Genomic DNA, 25,211 nt, shown 5'->3' with positions numbered 1-25,211 from the left:
AACGTCGCCGCAGGCAGAACACAAATATTGACCAATCCCGCGGTTCATGGAAACCTATTGATCAAATATGAGAATCTGATTCTCGTAGATGAGGAGGCCGCATGCGTCTGTCCCCGTTGCCGGCGGATCAGTGGGACGACGCTGCCCGGCATGCGGTATCCGGCATGCTTCCCGAGCAGCGCCGGAACCCGGACGACGCAGGGACCCTGCTGTCGACCTTGGTGCGCCACCCGAAGCTCACCCGCGCCTATCTCAAATTCAGTACTTATCTGCTCTACGGGTCGACGCTGCCGCCGCGGATCCGCGAGCTGATCATCCTGCGCGTTGCACATCGCCGCGACTGCAGCTACGAGTGGTCGCACCACGTGGAGATGGGCAAGAAAGTCGGGCTGACCGACGCCGACATCGAGGCCGCGCAGACCGGCCAGGCGAAGGACGCGTTCGATCACGCGCTGATGCGCGCCGTCGACGAGCTCGACGAGAACAGCAACATCTCGGATCAGACCTGGGCGACCCTGGGCGAGCGGCTCGATGAACAACAGCGGATGGACTTGGTCTTCACCACCGGCAACTACATCGCACTTGCAATGGCCCTGAACACTTTTGGCGTCGAGGTCGAAGGCGACCAAGCCAGCGAAACAAAAGAGAGGTAGTACCTTGGCACACTTCACCAAGCCGGATGCCGGCAGCTGGACCGAGAATTACCCGGAACTCGGCACCGCGCCGGTGGACTACACCGATTCGATCGATCCGGCGTTCTTCGAGGCCGAGCGCGACGCGATCTTCAAGCGGACCTGGCTCAACGTTGGCCGCGTCGAGCGCTTACCGCGCACCGGCAGCTACTTCACCAAAGAGTTGCCGTCGGCGGGCAAGGGCATGTCCGTCATCATCGTCAAGACCAAGGAAGGGTCCGTCAAGGCCTACCACAACGTGTGCCGCCACCGCGGAAACAAGTTGGTGTGGAACGACTTTCCGCATGAGGAGACCTCCGGCACCTGCCGGCAGTTCACCTGCAAGTACCACGCATGGCGCTACAGCCTCGACGGCGAGCTGACCTTCATCCAGCAGGAGGAGGAGTTTTTCGACGTCGACAAGAGCGACTACGGGCTGGTGCCGGTTCGGTGCGAGTTGTGGGAAGGCTTCATCTTCATCAACTTCGACAACCAGGCCAAGCCGCTGGTCGACTACCTCGGGCCGTTGGCCAAGGGCATCGAGGGCTACCCGTTCAACGAGATGACCGAGACCTATTCCTACCGGGCCGAGGTCGGCAGCAACTGGAAGCTGTTCATGGACGCGTTCGCCGAGTTCTATCACGCGCCGGTACTGCATCAAGGCCAGTACACCAAGGAGGAGGCTGCCAAGATTCAGAAGTTCGGCTTCGAGGCGCTGTACTACGAGATGGCCAGCCCGCACGCGATGATCTCGACCTGGGGCGGTCAGGCGCCGCCCGCGGACATGAGCATGGTCAAGCCGATGGACCAAGTGCTGCGCAGCGGGCTCTTCGGCCCGTGGGACAAGCCGGAGGTCATCGAGAAGTTCGGTGAATTGCCCTCGGGCATCAACCCGAAGAAAGTGCCGCAGTGGGGCATTGACGAGTGGCACTTCTATCCGAATTTCATGCTGCTGATCTGGGAGCCGGGCTGGTTCTTGACCTACCACTACTGGCCGACCGCCGTCGACAAGCACATCTTCGAATGCACGCTGTACTTCGTTCCGCCCCGCAACGCGCGCGAACGGCTGGCGCATGAGTTGGCCGCGGTGACATTCAAGGAATACGCGCTGCAGGACGCCAACACCCTGGAAGCGACCCAGACCATGATCGGCACCAAGGTGGTCAACGACTTCCTGCTGTGCGATCAGGAGATCATGCTTCGCCACCTGCATAAGGTGACCAATGACTACGTGAAGGAGTACGCCGGCAATGGCCACCACTGAAAAACTGCCCGCCGAATTCTCGTACCTGGAGCCATATCTCGAGTGGGATCTGGCCACCGAGCCCGAGCGTTACGCCAAACGGCTGGCGTCGTCGATGCCCGAGATGCAGGCGTTCTACGACGCGGCGTTCCCCAGGCTGAACGATGTCATCGAATACTGCGACAAATTTCCGCTCGACGACTTGCCCGAAGACGCACGAACCCTGATGCATCTGATGCAGTCTCTGGTGATGGTGTCGTTCCCGATCGAGGCGTGGAAACAGCCCCGTGTGCCCGACAGTGGAGCCGCGTGGGTGCAGCTGATCCGGGAGCCGGTGATCTAGACGGTGCTCACGCTGAAGGCTGCCGGACTGCTCGACGTCGACGCCGGCGAGATCGTCTCGCCCGGCATTCTCCGCGTTGACCAGGATCGAATCGTCGGTGTCGGCGGTAAACCCGACGGTGAAGTCATCGATCTCGGTGATTCGATCCTGCTGCCGGGCCTGATGGACATGGAAGTCAACCTGCTGATGGGTGGGCGCGGGGAGAAACCCGCGCTGTCCTCGGTCCAGGATGATCCGCCGACCCGAGTATTGCGCGCCGTAGGAAACGCCCGCCGCACGTTGCGGGCCGGGTTCACCACCGTGCGCAACCTCGGATTGTTCGTCAAGACCGGTGGCTATCTGCTCGATGTCGCGCTGGGAAAGGCCATCGACGCGGGCTGGATCGACGGCCCGCGGGTGGTGCCTGCCGGGCATGCGATCACCCCGACCGGTGGGCACCTTGACCCGACGATGTTCGCCGCGTTCGCGCCGCACGTGCTTGAGTTGACGGTCGAGGAGGGTATCGCCAACGGCGTCGACGAGATTCGCAAGGCAGTGCGCTACCAGATCAAGCACGGCGCCGAGCTGATCAAGGTCTGCTGCTCCGGTGGCGTGATGTCGTTGACGGGGCCGCCTGGAGCGCAGCACTATTCGGACGAGGAGCTGCGGGCGATCGTCGACGAGGCACATCGGCGCGGGATGCGGGTCGCCGCGCACACGCACGGCGCCGAAGCGGTGAAGCACGCCGTCGAAGCGGGTATCGACTGCATCGAGCACGGGTTCCTGATCGACGACGAGGCGATCGCGCTGATGGTCGAGCGCGGCACATTTCTGGTGTCGACGCGGCGGCTGGCCGAGGGAATGGATGTCTCGCATGCCCCACCTGAGCTGCAGGCCAAGGCCGCCGAGATGTTTCCGAAGTCGCGGACCTCGATCCTGGCTGCCTACGAAGCCGGCGTGAAGATCGCGGTCGGCACCGACGCCCCGGCCATTCCACACGGCAAGAACGCCGATGAGCTTGTCACGCTGGTCGATTGGGGACTGCCGCCACTGGCGGTGCTGCGTGCTGCCACGGTAACCGCCGCGGAGCTGATCAATGTCACCGACCGCGGCCGGCTGGCTGAGGGCCAGCTTGCCGACATCATCGCTGTGCCGGGAGATCCGTTGTCCGACATCGGCGTAACCCAGAAAGTGGGCTTCGTGATGAAAGGCGGCAAGGTTTATGTCCAAGCGAATTGAAGACCTCGTCGAGATTCAGCAATTGCTCGCTCGCTACGCGGTGACCATCACGCAGGAAGACATCGACGGCCTGATCGCGGTGTTCACCCCGGACGGTACCTACAGCGCGTTCGGCGAAACCTATTCACTGGACCGGTTTCCGGTGCTGGTGGACGCCGCACCAAAGGGCTTGTTCATGACCGCCACTCCGGTGATCGAACTGGATGGCGACGCGGCGACCGGAACGCAGCCGCTGTGCTTCATCGACAACGCCACGCACGACATGCGGATCGGTTATTACAAGGACACGTACGTGCGGACGGACGACGGGTGGCGGCTGAAAACCCGTGCCATGACGTTTATTCGGCGTAGCGGCGTGCACGACTCAGGCCGCCCGCACGCAATAGGACGCCCGCCTGCATGAAGGTCGAGCAGTTCCGGGCGGATCTTCGAGCCTGGCTCGATGAGCACGACCTGACCCCCGGGCCGGATCACTCGCTCGAGGGGCACATGAAGCAGATGGCCCGCGTCAGCCGGGCACTCTACGATGCGGACTGGATGCGCTACGGCTGGCCGGAAGAAGTCGGCGGGTTGGGCGGTCCCGATATCCTCCGCGCGGTCGTCGGCGAAGAAGTAGTCGGTCGCCGTCTCGCTGAACCGGGCCCCTATTCGATGCTCGAAGTGCTCACACCCACCATGATCGACTACGCGCCCGTAGAACTCGCCGCCGAAATGGTGCCACGACTGCTCAGAGGCGAAGAGCAATGGTGTCAGGGCTTTTCCGAGCCGGGATCTGGCAGCGACCTGGCTTCGCTGACCACCCGCGCGGTTCAGGACGGCGACAACTGGATCATCAACGGACAGAAGGTCTGGACCAGTTTCGCGCAGTTCTCCACCAGGTGCATCCTGCTTACTCGCACGGCGCCGGGCTACGACGGGATCACCGCGTTCTTCGTCGACTTGGATACGCCGGGAATCACCGTCCGCCCGCTGCGCACCATGCATGGTGTCGACGAGTTTTGCGAGGTCTACTACGACGATGTGGTGGTGCCGGCCAATCGCATGCTCGGCCGTCCCGGCGACGGCTGGCGACTCGCGATGGATCTGCTCCCCTACGAGCGCTCCACGTGCTTCTGGCAACGCATCGCGTACCTGTACGCACGCTTCGACGAACTGATCGCCGAGGCGTCGGATCCCGACGAATATGAGCTCGGCGCAGCCTATCTCGCGTTGCATACGCTGCGCTGCCGCTCCCGGGCCACGCAGCACCGGCTGGCCGACGGCGAGAAGCTCGGCCCGCAGACGTCCATCGACAAGGTGCTGTTGGCCGGCGCCGAGCAACGGCTTTACGACACTGTGCGTGATCTGCTGCCGGGGACACTGGAACTGGACGACACACCCTGGCGATCCGAATTCCTCTACTCACGAGCGGCCACCATCTACGGCGGCACCGCTGAGATTCAGCGCAATATCATCGCGCGCCGGCTTCTGGATCTGGGCAAGGAGTGAGCGTGGACAACGAATCGTTGCAGTTGCTGGAAGACGGCCTGCGCAAGACAATGGCCACGGCGTCGGGCGAGCAACTCGACGCGGCACTGGCCGAGCTGGGCTGGCTCGAGATGCTCGACGAAATGCCCGAGGCTGCAGTTCCTTTGGTGTTCCGGTTACTCGGTGAGACTGGCGCTCACGCCCCGGTGCTCAACGACGTCGTACTGCGCGCGGCCGGCCGCAAAGGTGGAGGTACGGTGCCGCTGCCGTTCACCGGCGGCCCCTGGATCGTCTGGGAACGTACCGACCAGCCGACCTCCGCGCTGGGCGATGACTTGCCGATACACCGCGTGGCGCAAGGTGATTCGGTGCCGACCGCCGCCGGGCGGCGGGCACTCGGCTGGTGGCTGGTCGGCGCCGGTCGCTCGATGTTGTCACTGGCACGCCGGCACGCCCTGGACCGCACTCAGTTCGGTCGACCTGTCGCGTCGTTCCAGGCGATCCGGCATCGGCTGGCCGAAACACTGGTCGCCATCGAAGGCGCGGAGAGCACGCTGGTGGCCGCCGCGGCCGAGCCTGACGAATTGAGCTCTCTGCTCGCCAAGGCCGCAGCCGGCCAAGCGGCGCTGAGCGCCGCGCGGCACTGTCAGCAGGTGCTCGGCGGTATCGGCTTCACCGCCGAGCATGAGTTGCAGCGGCATATCAAGCGTGCCTTGGTGTTGGACGCCATGCTCGGCAGTTCACGCGAGCTGACGCGTGAGGCCGGAGCAGCGCTGCGCGCCAAAGGGTTTGCGCCGCGGCTGGCCCAACTCTGAGCTGGTTGCCGATTAGTTGCGCGGCAGGCCGAGAATCCGCTGGGCGATGATGTTCCGCTGAATCTCAGACGTCCCACCGGCGATGGTGGCAGCAAAGCTGCGCAGGTAGCGGTCAAACCAGCTGCCGTAGTGGGAATCCAAGTTCAACGGTGCGTACGGGCCGGTGACGGCGGGGTGCAGGAGCCCGTCGACCAGACTGGCGCCCAGCACGTGCTCGGTCGCGCCCTGTACGGCTTCCGACCCGAGCAGCTTGAGCACCGATTGGCTGGCCACGTCCTCTTCGCCACGGGCCGCTCGCGCCAGGGTCACCGAACCAAGCAACCGCAACGCCTCACAGTCCATTACCAATGTGGCGTAGCGGTCGCGTTCCAGCTCTCCCGTCGGCTCGAAATCAGCTGTCATTTCCTGTAATTGGTCCGCATAGCCCATCCAGAGCATGTTGCGCTCGTGTCCAAGCGACCCGTTGGCGACTCGCCAGCCCTCATTCAGTGGGCCGACGAGATTCTCCAGAGGCACCCGCACATCGGTGAAGAACACCTCATTGAAATCTACGTCGTCGCGATCTGGCACCGACGCGAACGGCCGGCGCGCCACACCGGGACTGTCAGTAGGGATCAGCAGCACGCTGATCCCTTTGTGTTTGGGCACATCGGGATCCGTCCGCACGAAAGTCAACAACACCTCGGCGTCGTGTGCGCCCGATGTCCACACCTTTTGTCCATTGACTACGAAATGGTCGTCGTCGAGCACCGCGCGAGTGCGCAGCGATGCCAGATCCGATCCGGCGCCCGGTTCGCTCATCCCCAGTGACGCGGTCATCTCGGCCCGCAGGATCGGCACCGCCCAGCGCTGCTTCTGCTCGGGCGTCCCGAACGAAAGGATCGACGCGGCGATGATGCCGACACCCTGCGGATTGAAGCTTTGATAGATGCGCCGCCGAGACAACTCCTCGGCGTGTGCGTACTGCTGCAGCACCGTGGCGTTACGGCCGCCGAACTCGGGCGGGTTGCCGGGCAGCAGCCAACCGTGGTCGAACAGCATCCGCTGCCATTGCCGCGCCCACGGCGGAACGTCGGAAGACGACTGCGAGCGTTGTACGGTTTGCGCTTCGTCGCGCAGGTGCTCGTCGAGAAAGGCCACGAATTCGGCACGGAATGCCTCGACGTCAGCGTCGAAGGTCAGTTGCATGAGCCCTCCCTCGGACTCGATCCAGGGGCCGTAATTCGCGTTCCGCTTCCCTGCAGAGCAGTGAGAGAATAGTATTCTCGTGAAGGGAAAGTTACAATCTCAGACACGTCGTCCCGCGAGGGGGCCAGCACACCAATGACGCGGCGTTCTCCGGTACAGTCCAATCATGTTCTCCCCTCGCGGCGATCACCTGAGGTGTCCGTGACCAGCCCAAGCGAAGAGCCGGCCTGGAAGCAGCGCGCGGTTGAGCGGTCGATCAAGACGGCGAAGCTGCGAGCCGCACAACGCGTCCAGCGTTTCCTGGACGCGGCCCAGGCCATCATCATCGAAAAGGGCAGCACGGACTTCACCGTGCAAGAAGTCGTTGACCGGTCGCGGCAGTCGCTGCGGAGCTTCTACCTGCAGTTTGACGGCAAACACGAACTTCTGCTCGCGCTGTTCGAAGATGCGTTGAGCCGTTCGGCGGACCAGATTCGCGCCGCCACCGCCAACCACGACGACCCGATCGAACGGTTGAAGGTCGCCGTCGAATTGCTTTTCGAGGCTTCGCGCCCCGACCCGACCGCCAAGCGGCCGCTGTTCACCGACTTTGCTCCACGGCTACTGGTGTCACATCCCGACGAAGTCAAGGTCGCTCACGCGCCGCTGGTTACTTTGCTGACCGAACTGATGGACGCCGCGTACGACGCCAAGGAGCTGCGCACCGGCGTCAACCCGAAGCGGATGGCCGCGATGACCATGCAAACGGTGATGTTCGTCGCGCAATCCAGCGGCGGGCCGGACGACGCGACCATGCATCCGATCACCGCCGACGAGGTCTGGGACTTCTGCTCGCAGGGTTTCGTCGGCAAATAACTCGCGAGAACGGGCTTACCGGTCAGCGAGAATTTAACTTACACTGACCGCGTGGATCTGTGGACCGACCTGCTCGGCTGCCTTGATCTGCGCGTCGCGAGCGGGCGATCCGACACCGACACCATGGTGTTCCAAGGCGTCAGCCAACAGCTGGACTACCACCGAGTGTTCGGCGGTCAGCTCCTCGCTCAGTTCATCCGGGCGGCATCGCTGGTCTGCCCCGGCAAAACCGTCAAGTCGCTGCATTCGGTGTTCGCCCGCGAAGGGCGGGCCGCCGAACCGGTCCGCTACGAAGCGACGCGCCAGCATGAGGGCCGGTCGTTTGCATCGCTGACCATCACCGCTCGCCAACCACATGCGGTGCTGGCCAGTGCCTCGGTGAGCATGCACACCGTCGAAGACGGCCCCGAAAACCAAGAATGCCAAATGGTTTCGGCACTTTTGGACGAGACACATCGGGTCGAACTGGACCTCATCCCCTGGGAAACCCGCAGCGCCGACGACCTGAGCGCGGTCACCACCGGCCCGCCGCGGTTCGAAGTGTGGATGCGCACCCCGGCCGTCGAAGCCGAACTCGCACCGGCCCTGACGGCGTACGCCACCGACCTCACGCTCATCGGAACGGCGCTGCGGCCCTTCGAGGGGTTCAGCCACCGCGGCAACGGAACCCTGTTCACCTCGGCGGTGACCTCTCACACCGTGTGGTTCCACCAGCCGTTCCGCACCGACAGCTGGCTTCTGCTGCGCCAGCACAGCCCGGTGCTGGCGCACGGCCGCTGCTTCGGCCGCGGCGACGTCCTCGCCGAGGACGGCACGCTGGTCGCGTCCTACGCCCAGGAAGCGCTGTTGCGCTTTCGCAGCGGCGACGAATCGGGCGGCGCATGACGCGAAAGCGTTCGCATATCGCACAAATAAGACATCACGAGAACCTGATTCTCGCTGAGGAAGAATAATAAGTAGCGGAAGCGGATTCCGCGTTGACACCCGCAGGTGGCTGATGACAGAGTTGCCGCAGATTCTTAGCGCGACCAACTATGCGCGCGCAGCGAGAGGCGAAGCTCTGTGACAGTGACTGCACCCGACGGCGTCTATTACGACCCGTACGACGTGGAGATCAACGCCGACCCCTACCGGGCGTTCCGGGCGATCCGGGACGAGGCGCCGCTGTACTACAACGAGCAGCACGAGTTCTATGCGTTGAGCCGGTTCGCCGATGTCGACCGAGCGCTGGTCGACCACGAAACCTTCAGCTCGGCCCGCGGCGCGATCATCGAGCTGATCAAGGCCAACATCGACATTCCGCCAGGTGTGATCATCTTCGAGGACCCGCCGATCCACGATGTGCACCGCAAGCTGTTGGCCCGCATGTTCACCCCGCGCAAGATCAATGATCTCGAGCCACAGATTCGCGAATTCTGTGCGCACAGTTTGGATCCGCTGACCGGCGGCGACAGTTTCGACTTCGTCGGCGACCTCTGCGCCCAGATGCCGATGCGGGTGATCGGCATGCTCCTCGGCGTTCCTGAGGAGTATCAGGAAGCCGCGCGCGACATGACGAACGATCAAATGCGCACGGAGGCAGGCAAACCGATGGACGCCGCCGCGGGGATGAACACCGGCGAGTTCTTCGCCGAGTTCATCGACTGGCGCGCGAAGCATCCCTCCGACGACATCATGACCGATCTGCTCAACGTCGAGTTCGTCGACGAGAAGGGCGTCACGCGGCGGTTGACCCGCGAGGAACTGCTCACCTATGTCAGCGTGGTGTCCGGCGCAGGCAACGAGACCACCACCCGGCTGATCGGCTGGGCCGGAAAGGTTTTGGCCGAGCACCCCGATCAGCGACGGGAGTTGGCCAAGAACCCGGGCCTGGTCCCCGCGGCGATCGAGGAGCTGCTGCGCTTCGAGCCGCCGGCCCCGCACGTGGCCCGCCACGTGACGCGCGACGTCACTTACTACGGGCAGACGGTGCCCGAGGGCAGCGCGATGATGATGCTGATCGGCGCCGCCAACCGCGACCACCGCCAATTCGCGCCGGACGGGGACGTTTTCGACATTCATCGCGAACCCCGCCAGCACCTGTCTTTCAGTGTTGGCACCCACTACTGCCTGGGCTCGGCACTGGCCCGGCTGGAAGGACGGATCGCGCTCGAGGAGATCTTGAAGCGCTTTCCCGAATGGCAGGTCGACCTCAGCCGTGCCGCATTGTCTCCGACATCCACCGTGCGTGGCTGGGACACGATGCCCGCGGTCATCGGTTGAGCAATCACAAGTAAGGAAATGAGGAAACGATGACGGGTCGCGTCGAAGGCAAGGTTGCGTTCATCACCGGAGCGGCGCGTGGTCAGGGCCGCGCGCACGCGGTGCGGTTGGCCCAAGAGGGTGCCGACATCATCGCGGTGGACATCTGCAAGAAGATCGACACGGTGGATCTGATCGCCGCCGCCACGCCGGAGGATCTGGCCGAGACCGCAGACCTGGTGAAGGGACACAACCGTCGGATCTATACCGCCGAGGTCGACGTCCGTGACTACGACGCACTCAAGAACGCGGTGGATACCGGCGTCGAGCAGCTTGGCAAGCTCGACATCATCGTCGCTAACGCAGGCATCGGCAATGGCGGCCAGACGCTGGACAAGACCAGCGAAACCGACTGGACCGCCATGATCGACATCAACCTCAGCGGCGTGTGGAAGACCGTGAAAGCCGGTGTGCCACATATCCTCGCGGGCGGCAACGGTGGCTCGATCATCCTCACCAGCTCGGTCGGCGGCCTCAAGGCCTACCCGCACTGCGGTCACTACGTGGCCGCCAAGCACGGTGTGGTCGGCTTGATGCGCACCTTCGCCGTCGAGCTCGGCGCGCAGAACATCCGGGTCAACTCCGTGCACCCGACCAACGTCAACACGCCGCTGTTCATGAACGACGGCACAATGAGGCTGTTCCGTCCTGACCTGGAGAACCCGGGCCCCGATGACATGAAGGTCGTCGGCCAGCTCATGCACACCCTGCCGATCGGCTGGGTCGAGCCCGAGGACATCGCCAACGCGGTGCTGTTCCTGGCGTCCGATGAGGCGCGTTACGTCACCGGTGTCACGCTACCCATCGACGGCGGCAGTTGCCTGAAGTAGATGCCTGCAGTGACGATTTCACAGTTGTCCATCCCCGGTAGCTGGGACGAGATCACCCCGGCGTGGATGACCGACGCCATCCGGCGCCATCATCCCGATGCGGTGGTCAGCGGCATCGAGGTGGTGCTGCGTGACGACGGCACCAACCGGCGTGCCCGGTTGGGGCTGACCTACTCGGCCGGAACCGGGCCGGCCACCGTGTTCGCCAAGGCGGTCGACCCGGCGCACGCCGAACTCGTCGCGCTCACCAGCGGGCTGTATCACGAGCCGCGGCTGTTCAACTCGGGAGTTGTTCTGCCGCTTGATCATCCAACCGTCTACGCTGCGATCATCGACGAAGAGCGATCCGACTTCTTGATGATCATGGAGGATGTGGTTGCCCGCGGGGCTGATCCACGCGATTCGACCCGGCCGCTGACGATCGATCAGGCGGCCAGCGGCGTTCGTGCTCTGGCGAAATTGCACAGCGAGTTCTGGGGCGAGCGGATCACCGGCAATCCGGCCTTGGGCTGGGTCGAGCCGTTCGTCGCGTTCGCGGGTCTGGAGTACGCACCGCTGGACATCGCGCACGAACGTATGGGTGACTCAGTTCCCGCCGAGATTCCGTCGATGACCGGCACTGAGTTGTTCGTCGACGTCTGGACCCGCTACATCGGCACCTTGACCGAGGCGCCGCAGACGCTGCTGCATGGCGACCCGCACATCGGTAATACCTATGTGCTGCCGGACGACACCGTCGGATTCCTCGACTGGCAGATGGCGCGGCGGGGCAATTTCTCGCTCGACCTCGGCTACTTCCTGCAGGGTGCGCTGACGATCGAGGATCGCCGAAAGTGCGAGCGTGACCTCGTCGAGGAGTACCGGACCGCATTGACGCTGCCGGCCGACGAGAAGCCCAGCGCGGACGAAGTGTGGCTGCGTTACCGCGCCTCGGTCGCGCACGGCTTGGCGATCTGGATCGCCACGCTCAGCGGCGGCGATGCATGGCAAGGCGCCGACATTTGCCTGGCTTTGGCGCAGCGGTACGCGGAGGCGTTCGTGGACCTCGACACCCGGGCCGCGCTCGACGCGATCACCGGCTAGTCGGGGCCGCCTACAACCACGTAGATCCATCGGCTACCGTCGCGCCATGAGGGGATTCGAAGGCAAAGGCGCCGTGATCACCGGTGGTGCGAACGGTATCGGTTTCGCCACAGCGACTGAGTTCGTAAGGCGCGGAGCGCGTGTCGTACTCGCCGACGTCGACAAGCCGGGGCTGGAGCAGGCTGTCGCGCATTTACGGGCCCAGGGGTTCGAAGCGCACGGCGTGATGTGCGACGTCAGGTACCTCAAGGAGGTGATCAACCTCGCCGACGAGGCGTTTCACCTTCTCGGCCAGGTCGATGTGGTCTTCAGCAACGCCGGCATCGTGGTCGCGGGCCCGATCGCGCAGATGACCCACGACGACTGGCGCTGGGTAATCGACATCGACCTGTGGGGCTCCATCCACGCCGTCGAGGCGTTCCTGCCCAGGTTGCTCAAGCAGGGCACCGGCGGCCACGTGGCCTTCACGGCGTCGTTCGCCGGCCTGATGCCCAACGTCGGCCTCGGTGCCTACAGCGTCGCCAAATACGGCGTCGTCGGCTTGGCCGAGAACTTGGCCCGCGAGGTCAAAGACAACGGCATCGGTGTATCAGTGCTGTGTCCGATGGTCGTTGAGACCAAGCTGCTATCCAACTCGGAACGAATCATGGGCGCCGACTACGGGCTGTCGGCGAGCAGCTCTCCGGAGCAACCGGACACACTCAACGTCGACGACGTGGCTCGCCTGACCGTCGACGCGATTGCGGCCAACCGCCTCTACGTGCTGCCCCACTCCGCGGCCCGCGCGTCAATCCGCCGCAGATTCGACCGCGTTGACCAGACGTTTGAGGACCAAGCCGCCGAAGGGTGGAGTCACTGAGCAGTTGTGGCCTTCTTGGCGTTTCCGGGCGCGATGCCGATGACGCCGTCCGCTTCCAGTTCGGCGATCTCATCGGCACTCAACCCGAGTTCGGTCAACAGCTCGTGGTTGTGCTCGCCGAGTAGCGGCGCGGGGTTGAGGTGGAACCGGTCCGGCCCGGCGGAAAACCGCACCGGCACCGTGCTGTGCGGCACACGCGCGTTCACCGGATGGCCAACATATTCGAAGAAGCCGCGGAATTGCAGCTGCGGAATATCGGTCTGGCGATGCGGCTGCATCACCTTGCCCACCGGAACACCGGCTTCCCATAAACATTCGACGATGTCGTCGCCGCTGCGGTCCGCACACCACGCGGCCAGGTGCTCGTCGATGAGGTCGTGCCATTCCCGACGGCCATGCGCCGTCGAGAGCTTCTCGTCCAGGGCCCACGCCGGCCGACCAAGCGCGGCGGACAGCCGGCCCCACTGATCGTCGTCGGCGACGGCGATAGCCACCCAACTGTCGAGACGCCCGAATTCGTCGACATCGGCTGTGCGGTAGAGGTTCTGCGGTGCTGCCACCGGTCCCCGATTGCCGGCGCGTTGCAGCAGAGCCCCGTAGGCGGAATATTCGGTGACCTGTTCGGCGGCGATGTTCAGTGCCGCGTCGATCATTGCCGCCTCGATCATGACGCCTTGGCCGGTGCTGCGCCGAAACTCCAATGCGAGCAGCAGTGCGTTGGCGGCGTGCACGCCGGCGTTCGGGTCGCCGATCGAATAGGGCTCGTAGGGGTTGCGGTCCGGGTAGCCGGTCAGCCAGCTCACCCCGGATGCGGCCTCGATGACGTAGGCGAAGGCCGGGTTGTCCCGCCATGGCCCGTCCAGTCCGAACCCGGGCATTCGCAGCAGGATCGCATCCGGCCGGATCGTCTGGACGGTGGCGAAGTCGAGGCCGACCTGGTCGAGCACCCGGGGGGTGAAGTTCTCGACGATCACGTCACAGGTTGCGATCAAGCGGCGCAACACGTCTCGCCCCGCTGAGGTTTGCAGGTCGAGAGTCAACCCCTTCTTGTTGGTGTTAAGCGCCGAATAGATCGGCGACTTTTCCCACCACCGGTCTTCGGTGACCGGGATGCCGGCGATCAGCCGGGCGCCGTCCGGCTTACGGGTGGACTCGACGTGGATCACCTCCGCGCCGAGCATCGCAAAAAAATGCGTACAACTCGGTCCGGCCCAGAACGTGGTCATATCCAGCACCCGTAGCCCGTTGAACGGCAATCGCTTCGCGGCATCGGCGGCCGACGTCCGATTCGATGGGGATGGCTTGGACTGTCGATACTGTGCGGTGTGCTCGCCGAGTCGCGGCGCTGGCTGTGCTGGAACAAGTTTCGCCGGTTGCATGCGGTAGGGGTGGCCCGGCTGCCGGAACCCGTCGCGGGGGTTGGCGACAAACGAACCCCGGTGCTGGAAGTGATCCAGCTCGGTGATGTTGGCGCCGTTGGCCACTGGCGCGTTGGGAATCCGAAATGCGGTGGCCAGTTCCCGAATGTCGTCGACGTTCTGACTTTCGAACCACGCATAGATGGCAGCGGCGTTTTCGTTGGCCATCTCAGTGATCGACAGCGGTGAGTCCTCGTCGATCCAGTCTTGTTGGCCGATCATCGCGCACAGGTCGAACCACTGCTGCGCGGTGCCGCATCCCACATCCACCAAACCGTCTTTGGCACGTGCGATCCCCGGCACGGTGATCTTGCGGGCATCTCGCCATGGCCGGCCGAGCATCTGGAAAAAGGTGACCGGATAATAGGTGAGGCCAAGGATGTGCGCCTCGAGCATCGACAGGTCGAGGAGCTCGCCGACGCCCGTCTCAATCTGCCTCATCCGTGACGTCAACGTCGCGACGCTGGCAAAGGCGCCGGACAGGTAGTCGCCGACCTGGCCGCCGACGAATACCGGTGCACGATCGGCTGATCCGCGACCGAGTCCGACGATGCCACCCGACCACGCTTGCAGAGTGAACTCGGTCGCCGGTCGGTCACGCCACGGGCCGTCCAGCCCGAACGAGGTGATCGAGGTGACGACCAGATGTGGATGCGATCGACGCAGTGCCGCCGGCGAGAACCCGGTGTGTTCGGCGACCGATGAGCCGCGCGACCACACGACCGCGTCCGCGACGGCCAGTAGGTCGTTGACGAGTTCGATGTCGCCGTCGACGTCCGGGTCGGCGACAACGCTGTGCTTGGCGCCGGCCAGGAACCCGAACAGGGCCCCGTCGCTGCCGGTTTCGATGCGGGCACCCGATGCCGACCACGCACGCAACGGATCACCCTGCGGTGACTCGACTTTGATCACCCGAGCGCCGCCATCGGCCAGCAGCTTGGTGCAATAGGCACCGGCGATCCCGGTAGACAGGTCGACGACGGTGTAGCCGTGCAAGGGGCCAGTGTCTGGCGCCACGGCCTAGCCCTTCTTCGCCTGGCCGGACTTACTCAAGCGGAAGTCGGGCGGAAACTTGGCGTCGTTGTCTATCACCGAGTCGGCAAGCCCACTCTCGATCGCGTCGCCGAGCATCAAGTCATCCTGGCTCAGCTTGAGCTCGGCGAGCCGAAACCCCAGGGAGTCGGCGCCTTCCATCACCTCGGGAAGGTCTGCGCCACTGCCGAAATCGTCACCGACGCCGCGAATGACCACCACACGGACGTCGTCGTCGACGTTGGCGCCGTGCAGCAGGTCGGCATACCGGAGTCGGGCCGCCGTGGTGGACGCATTGAGGAACTCGGGACGGTTGAAGGTGATCGTGGCGATCTTGGTATTCGGGTGCTTGTCGTAGAGGATGATCTCCTCCGGCGACGGCCGCGCGCTCTCGGCCATTGTCAGGCGCCCACCGCGACGTTGGCCGACGGGCTCGACGTCAGAACCTCGGGACCGTCGGGGGTGATCAACACCGCCTCTCGCCCGAACACGGCGCCGACGCCGGACTGCCAGACGTACCCGGTCACAGCCAGCACCATGCCCGGCTCCAGCCGCTCCTCGGCGGCCGTCGCAGGCAGGTGCTGAGACACGACGGGCGGATCGAATCCCAAACCCAGACCCCGCGCAATCGGCATCGGCGGCAGTTCCTCGCCGGCAGCCTGGTACGCACCTAACAGGTCAATCGCCTGCGCGCTCGGTTGGCATGCTTCGTAAAGCCTGTCCCACAACGCATCCCACCGTCGATACAAATCGCCGGCGCCATTGAGTTCGCCGACCGGCCACGTCCGACCGACTTCGCCGGTATAGCCGCCGCCGAGCACGCCGGCGGAGAACGCCACCAGGTCACCAGCACGAACAATGCCGTCCTCAGTCGCCCGCCGCCACGGGTGCTCGCGCGAAGTCACCCACGCGGCATCCTGGGTGGCCGGTGTGCTGACCCCGCCGGCGGCCATGGCCTCCAACAGGACTCCGGCCAAGGTCTTTTCGCTGATCCCGGGCCGCAGCTCCGCCACCGCCGCGGCCAGACCGAGCTCGGCAACCCGGATCGCTTCGCGCAACAAGACGACCTCTTCGGGCGTCTTTATCCTTCGCGCGGCGCGCATGGCCAACTCGCCGTCGACCAGCTCGGCGTTTGGGAACGCCACCGGCAGCAACTGAGCGAATCCAGGTGAAAGAGCATCGGTACCAACACGTTTTGCATCTGCCGCGCCGTCGATCCCTTTCAGGACCGAGATCGTGTTCATCGGGTTCCAGGCGATGCCGTACAGATTCTCGTGCGGGATGTCTTCGGGCACACCCTCATCCCAGGTGCTGAGCAGGTGGATCGCACTGGTCTTGCGGACAACGACGCAGGTCGGCGCGAACGGCCGGGTTCCGGCCACCCACAACTGCGGTGCACCCGACACATAGCGGACATTGGCCTGCCGTCCCAGCACCAGCACGTCCAGATCGTGCTTTTCCATCTGGGCCAGCGCACGCTCCCGACGGCCGATGCGAAGCGCAGGGTCGTCGGCCAGAACCTCAGTCGCCATCATCAATGCTCGCCGTAAGGGTCATAGGGGTAGTTGGTCAACGGAATCCAGCCTTCCTCGGTGATCACGACGATCTCTTCACTGCGATAGCCGCCGGTGCCTTCTTCCCACACGACCGGTTCCAGCACCATCACCATTCCCGGCTCGAGGACGAAGTTCTCGTCGAACTCATCGCCGAGATCCGTTCCGATCATTGGCGTTTCGGCAGCGTTCACACCGATGCTGTGCCCCAGATAGAAGTGCGGCAGCCAGGGCCGGGCCCCGCCGTTGGCCTTCGTCGCCGTTCTGCCCAACTCGGCGATGGTGGTTCCGCTGCGCGTCACGTCGAGCACGGCGTCCAGGATTTCCCGCCATTTGTGGAATTGCGCCTGCTGGCGCGGCGTCGGGTCCTGACCGACGATCCAGGTGCGGCCGAAGTCGGAGCAGTAACCCTGATAGGTGATGCTGACGTCGGTCCACAGCACATCACCGGCAGCCAGTTCGCGCTCAGTTGTCAACAGGGGCAACGCCAAATCGCCGTGCGTGGTCCAGACGCCGTCAGCTTTGTACTTCGGCATCACCTGCCAGATCGGCTCCAGCATGCTGGCCATCGCGCCCAGTTCGAAAGCGCGCCGCATGAAACTCGCCGACAAGTCGATCTGCCGAATACCGGGCTCCAGGGCGGCCTGCACATCAACCATGGCCGTGTCGGTGATCCGGCACGCGGTGCGCATGCAAGCCAATTCGTCGGGAGTCTTGATCAGCTTGGCGGCGCCGACGATCTGCGCGGCGTCGGCCGGTCGGCCGGACCGGAAGAGTCGGTCCTGCGCGCGCCGCATCGCTCCGGTCAGCTCGTCGACCGCGATGACGGCTGTGGCCGGGACCAGGTCTGCGACGGCCCGCGCGAAATTCTCCACGCCCTCGTCGAATTCGAGGTACACCGGGCCGTGCAGATGATCGGCCGGTAAACCCGATTCCGACGCGGCCCCTTCGCGGAACGGCAGGAACAGGTGCGGATGTGGGTCGTCGGCAAGCACCACCGCCACCGGACGCTCGACATGAGACAATCCGGCATCGCCCAACGGCCAGCTCACACCGGTGGCGTAGACAACGCTGTTGTTACCCAACAAGATCAAGGCGTCCACGCCGCGATCGGCCATCGCCGATCGGAGCCGCGCACCGGTCTCGCGACGCATCCGCTCGAGATCCGGGGTTTCTGGAATGTCGAGCGCAGTCGAAGGTGGGGCCAGGAACGAAGTGGGTGAAGTCATGCAGCTGCCTACAAACCCAAGAACCCGGTGATGTTGCCGCTGACGATGCGGGTGGCCGCCTGCGGGCCGACCGCGTCGACGACCGCGGCCAGCGACTTTTCTGAATAGCCGAAGGTGCTTTCGTTATGCGGGTAGTCGCTGGACCACATCACTTTGTCGATGCCGATCTGGTCGATCAGTTGCAGACCCAGCGGGTCGACCATGAACGATGCGCTCATGTGGGTGTCCCAGTAGTAGCGCACGTCGTGCTCCAGCGGTCGGTTGAACATGTGCTGGTAGGACGCCACCAAATGCTCGGCGTCCTGCAAAGCCCAAGGCACCCAGGAGATTCCGCCTTCGAACCAGCCGATCCGCAGACTGGGGTGGTCGTCGAGGATCCCGGTGAACAGATACTTTGCGAACTGCTCGCGGAATCCGTCGATGTTGATCATCATGCCGACCACGACGCTGTTGAACTGACAAGGAGTCTTCGGCGGCGTCTCGCCGATATGGTGGCTGATCGGAAGCCCGGCGGCTTCGATCTCGTCCCAGACCGGCTTCATGCTGTCGCTGCCGTAGTCGATCACATTGCCGTCATCGTCCTTGCCGGGATTGAGCGGTAGCAGGAAGGTCTTCAGACCGAGGGACTTCAGTTCGGCCAGCGTCTTTTTGGCGCCTTTGGGATCCCACCAGTTGATCAGTCCCGCGCCGTAGAAGTGGCCGTTGGATTGCTCCTGCAGTTCGGCGATGTACTGGTTGTAAATACGGAACGCCAACTCGCGCAGTTCCTTGTCCGGGTAGTGGAACAGCGCCAGGATGGCGTTGGGGAACGCGAGTTCCCTCTCGACGCCGTCCTCACGCAGTTCCTGAATCCGGGCCTCGATGTTGGTGCTCGCCGCACCGGGCAGGTCGTCGTACTGCATCAACACAGCGCTGAAATCGCCTGGCAGGAATGACTGGCCTTTACGTCCGACTTGGTAAGCGCCGTCCTCGTACCAGATCCGCGGCGCCTTCTCTTTGAGCTCGTCCGGAAAGCGGTTGTAGAAGATGTCATCGGCAATCGAAATGTGGTTGTCCGCCGAGAACACCACGGTGCCTTCGGGCAGTCCGGTTTGGGTGCCGTCGGCCTGACCGTGGCGATCCTTGGGCGCGCCGAAACCTCCGGGCGGATAGAGCGAAACGGTGCTTGTTTGAGGCGACATCAGTGGCCCTCCAATCGGATCCAGACTTCTTCGACTGTAGTTCTCTCGGATCGGCTGGTGACGGGATTCACCAGGTCACCGGTAGTTCGTAGACGCCGTATGCGAGCCGGTCATGCTTGAGCGGCACGTCGTCGATCGGCACGGCGAGTTCCAGGGTGGGGACCCGGCGAAACAGCGTGTGGAAGACGATCTGCAGTTCGGCGCGGGCCAGCTGCTGACCGACGCACTGGTGCCGTCCGTAGCCGAAGGCGACGTGCTGGCCGGCACCCGAACGATGCAGGTAAAGCCGGTCGGGCTCGGTGAATTCCTTGGCGTCCCAGTTGGCGGGCGCATTGTCGATGATGATGCCTTCGCCGGCCCGGATGACTTCGCCGGCGATGTCGATGTCTTCGGCGGCGACCCGGCGCTGGCCGTTCTGGATGATGGACAGGTAGCGCAGCAGTTCCTCGACGGCGTTGGCAACGACGTTCGAGTCGTCGGTGTCCCGTAGTACGGCAGCCTGGTCGGGGTATTGCAGCAGGGCCAGCACCCCCAGGCCGATCATGTTGGCGGTGGTCTCGTGTCCGGCGATCAGCAGTCCGGTGCCGAGCTGCGCGGCTTCCTTGATGCTGAGCTCGCCCGCCTTGACCCGCTCGGCCAAGTCCGACACAGCGTCTGCTGACTCTTCTGGCGGGCACTCCATCTTCGACTCGACCAGCTGCGCAAGGTACTTGTGCAGGCTCATCGCGCCCTTCATGGTGTCCTCGGCGGCGGCATACCGCGCGAGGCCGACATTGGCGTGATGCTGGAACATCTCGGCGTCTTCGTACGGCACCCCCAGAAGCTGGCTGATCACCAGCGAGGGCACCGGCAACGCCAGCGCGCTGACGATTTCGCCGGGCTTCGGCCCGGCCAGCATCGCGTCGATGGCGTCGTCGGTGATCTGCTGGATCGCCGGACGCAGACCTTCAACCCGCTTGAAGGTGAACGGTTTTGACAGCATCCGCCGAAACCTGGTGTGCTCCTCGCCGTCCGCGGTGAAGACCGATCTGGGCCGCTTGTGCACCGTCGACAGCATGCCCTCGTTCCAGTGCGGGAAGCCGGGCCGGCGATCGTCGACGCTCACCCTGGAGTCGGCGAACAATGTTCGCGCCTCTTCGTAACCGGTGATGAGCCATGGCGTGCTGCCGTCCCAGATCCTGACTCGGGACAGCGGCCGCTCCTCGGCCAGCTGCATCACTTCCGGCGGCGGGGCGAACGGGCAGCCGGCTGCGCGCGCCATCGGATAGTCGGGGGCGTCGGAGATCGACTCGGTTGTGCTGCCGGTGAGCGTGTCGGACACTTCTCACTCCTCGATATGGATGGCTAGTGCGGGGCAACCGGCCTCGGCCTTGCGGGCGTTGACGGCCTGTCCAGCGGGCGGGTTCTCGTCGAGCACGACGACAACGCCGTCGTCGTCGCGCTGATCGAAGATTTCCGGCGCATGCATCACGCAATTCCCTGACGATGCGCATTTGTCTTGCTCTACAGAAATTTTCATCATCAACTTCTTCACTCGTGCGGCGTGACCGGCGCCAGCCACAGTCCCACGACCGCGTCGATGAGGCGTGTTCCGGCGGTGTGCCAGGACGTCCACGGCGCCGTTGCGCCTGCGGCCAAGGCTCTTTCGCGATCGGCGCAGGTGTGCATGAGCAGATTGCGCGCCATCAGGTTTCGCTCCACCCGTACGTCGACCGGGAGTTCGGGCAGGCAGCGGTTGATTCCGTCGATCACCTGCACCAGCGATTCAGATGTCAGCGCGTCTTTGACGACGATGTTGTAGTACGCGGGATCGGTCATCACCTGCGCGGCGAAGCGCGCGTACCAGCTGGGGTTACCCAGCGCCGCCAAGTGATCGGTCAGCGGCCGCACCAAGCACGCAACCCAACTCCGGGTGTCCTCGGATTTCAAGGTCTGCGCGACCATTTCTTCCCGCAAGCGCTCAATGGGCTCCCGGTGCCGTTGTTCGATGGCCCGCACCAGGTCGGTCTTGGTGCCGAAGTGATATCCGACCGCGGCGTTGTTGCCTTGCCCCGCGGCCTCGCTGACCTGGCGGTTGGAGACGGCGAATACGCCGTGTTCGGCGAATAAGCGCTCGGCGGCGGTCAGGATCGCCTCCTGGGTGGTGCTGGCCCGATCGCTGCGCGCGGCCCTCGCGGTGGTCACCCCGCCAGTCAACGCTTCCATCTCAATTAAGTCAAGCGATTGATTTAATTCTTGTTCTCGCTGCGCCGGCGGATCGCCTTGCCCGCGGCCGTCCCACCGTCGACGCGCATCACCGTCCCCGTCACATAGCGAGACCGGTCGCCGGCCAAGTACAGCGCGGCCTCGGCGACATCTTCGGGCGTGCCCTCTCGTTGCAGCGGGCGGTCGGCGCGCATCTGCGCGCGCAGTGTCTGTTCGAAACGTTCAAGCTCTTCGCGCGATTTGCCCGACGTCGAGGAGGCCAGGATTGGTGTCGGAATGCTCCCCGGCGCGATGCTGTTGACCCGAACATCGAAGTGCGCCAACTCGATTGCGGCGGATTTGGTGAACATGATGACCGCCGCCTTGGACGCACGATAGGTCATCACGCCGCCGCCGGCCTGGATGCCCCCGATCGACGACATGTTGATGATCGACCCGCCGCCGCTGGTCGCCATCTGCCGGGCCGCATCGCGGGTACCGGCCATCACCCCCAATACGTTCACGGACATGACGCGCTGGAAGTCGAACAGGTCGTCGTCGAGGAAGCTGCGGTGCATCTTGCTCGAGACGCCGGCGTTGTTCACCATCACGTCGAGTCGCCCGAAGGTTTCGACGGCGCCTGCGACCAGGGCACTGATCTGTTCGGGGTTCGAGACGTCGGCCGACCGGAAGACCACGTCACCGCCGAGCCTGGCGGCCAGGTCTTCGCCTCGCTCGCTTTCGACGTCGGCGATCACCACCCGCGCGCCCTCCGCCAAGAACTTCTGGACGATTCCGGCACCGATGCCGGATGCGCCGCCGGTGACGATCGCGACTTTGCCGATCAGTTCGTTGACCATGCCTGAAGAGTTAATCGGCGCGGTGTTGCTTAAGTCAAGTGATTGATTTAGAGCGTACACAGCCGACGCCTAGACGGCGATGCTACGTTCGGCTTGGTGAGCCGGTTTGTTAACTTCGAATCCTCACGGCGTTGGCCGAAAGCAGCCACGCTTCCGTATGTCGGCGCTGTCCCTGGCCTTCTCGGCCCCGTGGCGCAGGGACAGTAGTCATCAATCCGACCGTCCGAAGGAACTGATTTGAGATTCAATCGATTTGGCGCTGTGCTGAGCGTGCTGGCTACCGGCGCGCTCATGCTGTCCTCGTGTGGAAACAACAACACCACGAATGAAGGTGGTGCGACGTCTGGTTCGTCGTCCGCTTCGTCGGCGAATGTGAAGTGCGGCGGTAAGCAGACCCTGAAAGCAAGTGGATCGACCGCCCAGGCGAATGCGATGGCACGTTTCGTCAACGCGTTCGAACAGGCGTGTTCGGGTCAGACGCTGAACTACACGGCTAACGGCTCAGGTGCCGGAATCAACGAATTTGTAGGCAATCAAACCGATTTCGGTGGATCCGATGTCGCGCTGAGCGAAGACGAGCACGGCAAAGCGCAGCAGCGGTGCGGCTCGCCCGCGTGGGATCTCCCAGTGGTGTTCGGTCCGATCGCGGTGACGTACAACGTCAACGGCGTGACGTCGCTGAACCTGGACGGCCCGACCACGGCCAAGATCTTCAACGGCACGATCAAAACGTGGAATGAGCCGGCCATCACGGCGCTCAACGCCGGCGTGACGTTGCCCGACCTGCCGATCCACGTCGTGTTCCGCAGCGACCAGTCGGGTACAACGGACAACTTCCAGCAGTACCTCGATGGTGCATCCGACGGCGCCTGGGGCAAGGGCCATGGCAAGTCGTTCAACGGCGGCATCGGCGAAGGCGCCAAGGGAAACGACGGCACCTCGGCGGCCATCAAGAACACGCCAGGGTCGATCACCTACAACGAATGGTCGTTCGCTCAGGCGCAGAAGCTGAATGAGGCCAAGATCGTTACGTCAGCGGGACCGGATCCCGTAGCGATCAGCGCCGATTCGGTCGGCAAGACGATCGCCGGGGCAAAGATCAAAGGACAGGGCAACGACTTGATCCTTGACACGCTGTCGTTCTACAAGCCGACCCAGGCGGGTGCCTATCCCATCGTGTTGGCGACGTATGAGGTTGTCTGCTCTAAGTATTCGGACAGCCAGGTCGGCACCGCGGTAAAGGCGTTCCTGCAGGCCACCATCGGACCCGGCCAGAATGGCCTGGCGGACAACGGATACGTCCCGATCCCCGACTCTTTCAAGTCGAGGCTGTCAACCGCGGTCAACGCCATCGCCTGATCCAACCGCCAACATGTCCACCGCGACAGCGCCCGATTTGACGGCCGGAGAAGGAGCCAAGGCACGGGCGGGCGACCGACTGTTCAAGTCGGTCGCCGCCCTCTCCGGCTCGACGATCACCATCCTGATCGGCCTGATCGCGATATTCCTTCTGGTTCAAGCGATCCCGGCGCTGCGCGTCAACCATGCGAATTTCTTCACCAGCGCACATTTCAGTACCGCCGATGGCAAGAACCTGTCGTTCGGCATTCGTGACCTCTTCATGGTCACGCTGCTGAGCTCGGTATGGGCCATGGCGCTGGCGGTCCCGATCGCGATCGGCATCGCGGTATTTCTGACCCAATATGCGCCGGCGCGGCTCTCACGCCCGTTCGGCGCCATAGTCGATCTGCTGGCCGCCGTGCCGTCGATCGTCTTCGGATTGTGGGGAATCTTCGTGTTGGCACCACAACTCGAGCCGATCGTATCTCTGCTCAACCGGGAGCTGGGATGGCTGTTTCTGTTCAAGCCCGGCGACGTTTCACTGGCCGGCGGCGGCAACATCTTCACTGCCGGGGTCGTGCTTGCCGTGATGGTCCTGCCGATCATCACCTCGGTTTCGCGGGAGGTGTTCCGCCAAACTCCGACCAGCCACACCGAGGCCGCGCAAGCTCTTGGTGCGACGAAATGGGAAGTGGTGCGGATGACCGTGCTGCCGTTCGGTCGCAGCGGCGCCGTCGCTGCGTCGATGCTGGGCTTGGGCCGCGCGCTAGGTGAAACAGTGGCGGTACTGATCATCCTGCGTGCATCCGCCGCTACCGGTCATTGGTCTCTTTTCGACGGCGGTTACACCTTCGCATCGAAAATTGCCTCCGCGGCAAGCGAATTCAGCGAACCACTACCTACGGGGGCCTATATTTCGGCGGGATTCGTACTGTTCGTCCTGACCTTCATCGTCAACGCGGTCGCCCGCGCGATCGTCGGCAGGGCAGTCAAAGTATGAGCACACCCACCCTCGACCTGCCGGTCAAAGCCGCCGCGGTTGCGCCGATCAGTCTCGGACGGCGCATCAAAAACAACATCGCAGCAACATTTTTCGCTCTGACGTTCGCCATTGCGCTGGTTCCGCTGGTGTGGCTGCTTTGGATCGTGGTGCAGCGCGGCTGGTATGCCATCACGCAGCCCGACTGGTGGAGCCACTCATTGCGCGGGGTACTGCCGGAGCAGTTTTCCGGCGGGGTCTATCACGCCCTGTACGGCACCGTGGTGCAGGCCGCAGTCGCCGCCGCCATTGCCGTGCCGCTGGGTTTCATGACCGCGGTGTACTTGGCCGAATACCGATCCGGCCGGCTGGCCCGATTCACCACCTTCATGGTCGACGTACTGGCCGGGCTGCCCTCGATCGTGGCGGCGCTGTTCATTTTCAGCCTGTGGATCGCCACCATCGGATTCGAGCAGAGCGCATTTGCGGTGTCACTCGCGCTGGTTCTGCTGATGTTGCCGGTCGTGGTGCGATCGACCGAGGAGATGCTCAGGCTGGTCC

At 64.0% G+C, this 25,211-nt stretch carries 24 protein-coding genes and 2 pseudogenes; 16 read left to right on the top strand and 10 right to left on the bottom strand.

The window, feature by feature from the left end; genetic code table 11:
• Positions 1-101 precede the first annotated feature (101 nt).
• Genes WAO18_RS00665 through WAO18_RS00635 form a run of 7 tightly spaced genes read left to right on the top strand, consistent with a single transcriptional unit; the run spans position 102 to position 5,757 of the window.
• On the top strand, positions 102-653 hold the full coding sequence (locus tag WAO18_RS00665; protein WP_422203023.1) for a carboxymuconolactone decarboxylase family protein: 552 nt from the start codon (positions 102-104) through the stop codon (positions 651-653).
• Between the two features lie 4 nt (positions 654-657).
• Positions 658-1,935 carry an aromatic ring-hydroxylating oxygenase subunit alpha gene (locus WAO18_RS00660; RefSeq protein WP_422203021.1) on the top strand — a complete coding sequence of 426 codons (1,278 nt, stop codon included), beginning with the start codon at positions 658-660 and terminating at the stop codon, positions 1,933-1,935.
• Positions 1,922-2,257 carry a hypothetical protein gene (locus WAO18_RS00655; protein ID WP_422203019.1) on the top strand — a complete coding sequence of 112 codons (336 nt, stop codon included), beginning with the start codon at positions 1,922-1,924 and terminating at the stop codon, positions 2,255-2,257. Before WAO18_RS00660 ends, WAO18_RS00655 begins: the two co-directional genes overlap by 14 nt.
• A 3-nt stretch (positions 2,258-2,260) precedes the next feature.
• Positions 2,261-3,475 carry an amidohydrolase family protein gene (locus tag WAO18_RS00650; RefSeq protein WP_422203017.1) on the top strand — a complete coding sequence of 405 codons (1,215 nt, stop codon included), beginning with the start codon at positions 2,261-2,263 and terminating at the stop codon, positions 3,473-3,475.
• Positions 3,459-3,878, top strand: coding sequence for a nuclear transport factor 2 family protein (locus WAO18_RS00645; protein WP_422203015.1), 420 nt, complete (start codon positions 3,459-3,461; stop codon positions 3,876-3,878). Before WAO18_RS00650 ends, WAO18_RS00645 begins: the two co-directional genes overlap by 17 nt.
• Complete coding sequence (locus WAO18_RS00640) at positions 3,875-4,963, top strand: acyl-CoA dehydrogenase family protein (RefSeq protein ID WP_422203013.1); 1,089 nt, start codon at positions 3,875-3,877, stop codon at positions 4,961-4,963. Before WAO18_RS00645 ends, WAO18_RS00640 begins: the two co-directional genes overlap by 4 nt.
• A gap of 50 nt (positions 4,964-5,013) precedes the next feature.
• Positions 5,014-5,757 carry an acyl-CoA dehydrogenase family protein gene (locus WAO18_RS00635; RefSeq protein ID WP_422203031.1) on the top strand — a complete coding sequence of 248 codons (744 nt, stop codon included), beginning with the start codon at positions 5,014-5,016 and terminating at the stop codon, positions 5,755-5,757.
• Positions 5,758-5,769: 12 nt separating this feature from the next.
• On the opposite strand, the gene WAO18_RS00630 is transcribed toward WAO18_RS00635, so the two are convergent.
• Positions 5,770-6,945, bottom strand: coding sequence for an acyl-CoA dehydrogenase family protein (locus WAO18_RS00630; protein WP_422203011.1), 1,176 nt, complete (start codon positions 6,943-6,945; stop codon positions 5,770-5,772).
• 201 nt (positions 6,946-7,146) lie between these two features.
• Here WAO18_RS00630 and WAO18_RS00625 point away from each other — a divergent pair, with 201 nt between their 5' ends.
• From WAO18_RS00625 to WAO18_RS00600, 6 genes are all read left to right on the top strand, one after another.
• Positions 7,147-7,800 carry a TetR/AcrR family transcriptional regulator gene (locus tag WAO18_RS00625; RefSeq protein ID WP_422203009.1) on the top strand — a complete coding sequence of 218 codons (654 nt, stop codon included), beginning with the start codon at positions 7,147-7,149 and terminating at the stop codon, positions 7,798-7,800.
• A gap of 57 nt (positions 7,801-7,857) precedes the next feature.
• On the top strand, positions 7,858-8,685 hold the full coding sequence (locus WAO18_RS00620) for an acyl-CoA thioesterase (RefSeq protein WP_422203029.1): 828 nt from the start codon (positions 7,858-7,860) through the stop codon (positions 8,683-8,685).
• Positions 8,686-8,862: 177 nt separating this feature from the next.
• Positions 8,863-10,062, top strand: a complete 1,200-nt coding sequence (locus WAO18_RS00615) for a cytochrome P450 (protein WP_422203007.1) — start codon at positions 8,863-8,865, stop codon at positions 10,060-10,062.
• Between the two features lie 29 nt (positions 10,063-10,091).
• Positions 10,092-10,931, top strand: coding sequence for a mycofactocin-coupled SDR family oxidoreductase (locus tag WAO18_RS00610; protein WP_422203005.1), 840 nt, complete (start codon positions 10,092-10,094; stop codon positions 10,929-10,931).
• A gap of 9 nt (positions 10,932-10,940) precedes the next feature.
• Positions 10,941-12,014 (top strand): phosphotransferase, encoded by a 1,074-nt coding sequence (locus WAO18_RS00605; RefSeq protein WP_422203003.1) that lies wholly within the window; start codon positions 10,941-10,943, stop codon positions 12,012-12,014.
• Positions 12,015-12,060: 46 nt separating this feature from the next.
• Positions 12,061-12,873, top strand: coding sequence for an SDR family NAD(P)-dependent oxidoreductase (locus tag WAO18_RS00600; protein WP_422203001.1), 813 nt, complete (start codon positions 12,061-12,063; stop codon positions 12,871-12,873).
• On the opposite strand, the gene WAO18_RS00595 is transcribed toward WAO18_RS00600, so the two are convergent.
• The 9 genes and pseudogenes from WAO18_RS00595 to WAO18_RS00555 all read right to left on the bottom strand — a co-directional run bounded on the left by WAO18_RS00595 (position 12,867) and on the right by WAO18_RS00555 (position 22,330).
• Positions 12,867-15,308, bottom strand: coding sequence for a CaiB/BaiF CoA transferase family protein (locus tag WAO18_RS00595; protein WP_422202999.1), 2,442 nt, complete (start codon positions 15,306-15,308; stop codon positions 12,867-12,869). The genes WAO18_RS00600 and WAO18_RS00595 overlap by 7 nt on opposite strands.
• Positions 15,309-15,428: 120 nt before the next feature.
• Positions 15,429-15,722: pseudogene (locus tag WAO18_RS00590) on the bottom strand (enoyl-CoA hydratase-related protein); the annotation flags it as partial.
• A 2-nt stretch (positions 15,723-15,724) separates the two neighbouring features.
• Entirely contained in the window at positions 15,725-16,855 is a 1,131-nt protein-coding gene (locus WAO18_RS00585) for a M24 family metallopeptidase (RefSeq protein ID WP_422202997.1), read from the bottom strand.
• A gap of 2 nt (positions 16,856-16,857) precedes the next feature.
• On the bottom strand, positions 16,858-18,105 hold the full coding sequence (locus WAO18_RS00580) for a M24 family metallopeptidase (RefSeq protein ID WP_422202995.1): 1,248 nt from the start codon (positions 18,103-18,105) through the stop codon (positions 16,858-16,860).
• Between the two features lie 8 nt (positions 18,106-18,113).
• Positions 18,114-19,175 (bottom strand): amidohydrolase family protein, encoded by a 1,062-nt coding sequence (locus tag WAO18_RS00575; protein ID WP_422203027.1) that lies wholly within the window; start codon positions 19,173-19,175, stop codon positions 18,114-18,116.
• 178 nt (positions 19,176-19,353) lie between these two features.
• Positions 19,354-20,607, bottom strand: a complete 1,254-nt coding sequence (locus WAO18_RS00570) for a cytochrome P450 (protein ID WP_422202993.1) — start codon at positions 20,605-20,607, stop codon at positions 19,354-19,356.
• A 3-nt stretch (positions 20,608-20,610) separates the two neighbouring features.
• Entirely contained in the window at positions 20,611-20,805 is a 195-nt protein-coding gene (locus tag WAO18_RS00565; protein WP_422203025.1) for a ferredoxin, read from the bottom strand.
• A gap of 11 nt (positions 20,806-20,816) precedes the next feature.
• Complete coding sequence (locus WAO18_RS00560) at positions 20,817-21,491, bottom strand: TetR/AcrR family transcriptional regulator (RefSeq protein ID WP_422202991.1); 675 nt, start codon at positions 21,489-21,491, stop codon at positions 20,817-20,819.
• A gap of 23 nt (positions 21,492-21,514) precedes the next feature.
• Positions 21,515-22,330, bottom strand: a complete 816-nt coding sequence (locus WAO18_RS00555) for an SDR family NAD(P)-dependent oxidoreductase (protein WP_422202989.1) — start codon at positions 22,328-22,330, stop codon at positions 21,515-21,517.
• 237 nt (positions 22,331-22,567) lie between these two features.
• Here WAO18_RS00555 and pstS point away from each other — a divergent pair, with 237 nt between their 5' ends.
• From pstS to WAO18_RS00540, 3 genes and pseudogenes are all read left to right on the top strand, one after another.
• Positions 22,568-23,689: a phosphate ABC transporter substrate-binding protein PstS gene (gene pstS, locus WAO18_RS00550; RefSeq protein ID WP_422202987.1), complete on the top strand. Its 1,122-nt coding sequence runs from the start codon at positions 22,568-22,570 to the stop codon at positions 23,687-23,689.
• Positions 23,690-23,702: 13 nt separating this feature from the next.
• The gene (gene pstC, locus WAO18_RS00545) at positions 23,703-24,671 is read left to right on the top strand and encodes a phosphate ABC transporter permease subunit PstC (protein ID WP_422202985.1); all 969 of its coding nucleotides are present in this window, start codon (positions 23,703-23,705) and stop codon (positions 24,669-24,671) included.
• Positions 24,668-25,211: pseudogene (locus WAO18_RS00540) on the top strand (phosphate ABC transporter, permease protein PstA); the annotation flags it as partial. The gene pstC and the pseudogene WAO18_RS00540, both read left to right, overlap by 4 nt.

This window comes from Mycobacterium sp. (genome assembly GCF_049278535.1).
Lineage (GTDB): Bacteria > Actinomycetota > Actinomycetes > Mycobacteriales > Mycobacteriaceae > Mycobacterium.
The sequence above is the reverse complement of the archived record's forward strand: the minus strand, read 5'-3'. Positions and strand labels throughout refer to the sequence as shown.

What these genes read in the sequence shown, in the direction of transcription:
- WAO18_RS00555 (WP_422202989.1), bottom strand. Translation starts at nt 22,330, where the DNA reads ATGGTCAACGAACTGATCGGCAAAGTCGCGATCGTCACCGGCGGCGCA.
- WAO18_RS00665 (WP_422203023.1), top strand. Translation starts at nt 102, where the DNA reads ATGCGTCTGTCCCCGTTGCCGGCGGATCAGTGGGACGACGCTGCCCGG.
- WAO18_RS00610 (WP_422203005.1), top strand. Translation starts at nt 10,092, where the DNA reads ATGACGGGTCGCGTCGAAGGCAAGGTTGCGTTCATCACCGGAGCGGCG.
- WAO18_RS00655 (WP_422203019.1), top strand. Translation starts at nt 1,922, where the DNA reads ATGGCCACCACTGAAAAACTGCCCGCCGAATTCTCGTACCTGGAGCCA.
- WAO18_RS00585 (WP_422202997.1), bottom strand. Translation starts at nt 16,855, where the DNA reads ATGGCGACTGAGGTTCTGGCCGACGACCCTGCGCTTCGCATCGGCCGT.
- WAO18_RS00630 (WP_422203011.1), bottom strand. Translation starts at nt 6,945, where the DNA reads ATGCAACTGACCTTCGACGCTGACGTCGAGGCATTCCGTGCCGAATTC.
- WAO18_RS00645 (WP_422203015.1), top strand. Translation starts at nt 3,459, where the DNA reads ATGTCCAAGCGAATTGAAGACCTCGTCGAGATTCAGCAATTGCTCGCT.
- WAO18_RS00560 (WP_422202991.1), bottom strand. Translation starts at nt 21,491, where the DNA reads ATGGAAGCGTTGACTGGCGGGGTGACCACCGCGAGGGCCGCGCGCAGC.
- WAO18_RS00635 (WP_422203031.1), top strand. Translation starts at nt 5,014, where the DNA reads ATGGCCACGGCGTCGGGCGAGCAACTCGACGCGGCACTGGCCGAGCTG.
- WAO18_RS00565 (WP_422203025.1), bottom strand. Translation starts at nt 20,805, where the DNA reads ATGAAAATTTCTGTAGAGCAAGACAAATGCGCATCGTCAGGGAATTGC.
- pstC (WP_422202985.1), top strand. Translation starts at nt 23,703, where the DNA reads ATGTCCACCGCGACAGCGCCCGATTTGACGGCCGGAGAAGGAGCCAAG.
- WAO18_RS00580 (WP_422202995.1), bottom strand. Translation starts at nt 18,105, where the DNA reads ATGACTTCACCCACTTCGTTCCTGGCCCCACCTTCGACTGCGCTCGAC.
- WAO18_RS00640 (WP_422203013.1), top strand. Translation starts at nt 3,875, where the DNA reads ATGAAGGTCGAGCAGTTCCGGGCGGATCTTCGAGCCTGGCTCGATGAG.
- WAO18_RS00600 (WP_422203001.1), top strand. Translation starts at nt 12,061, where the DNA reads ATGAGGGGATTCGAAGGCAAAGGCGCCGTGATCACCGGTGGTGCGAAC.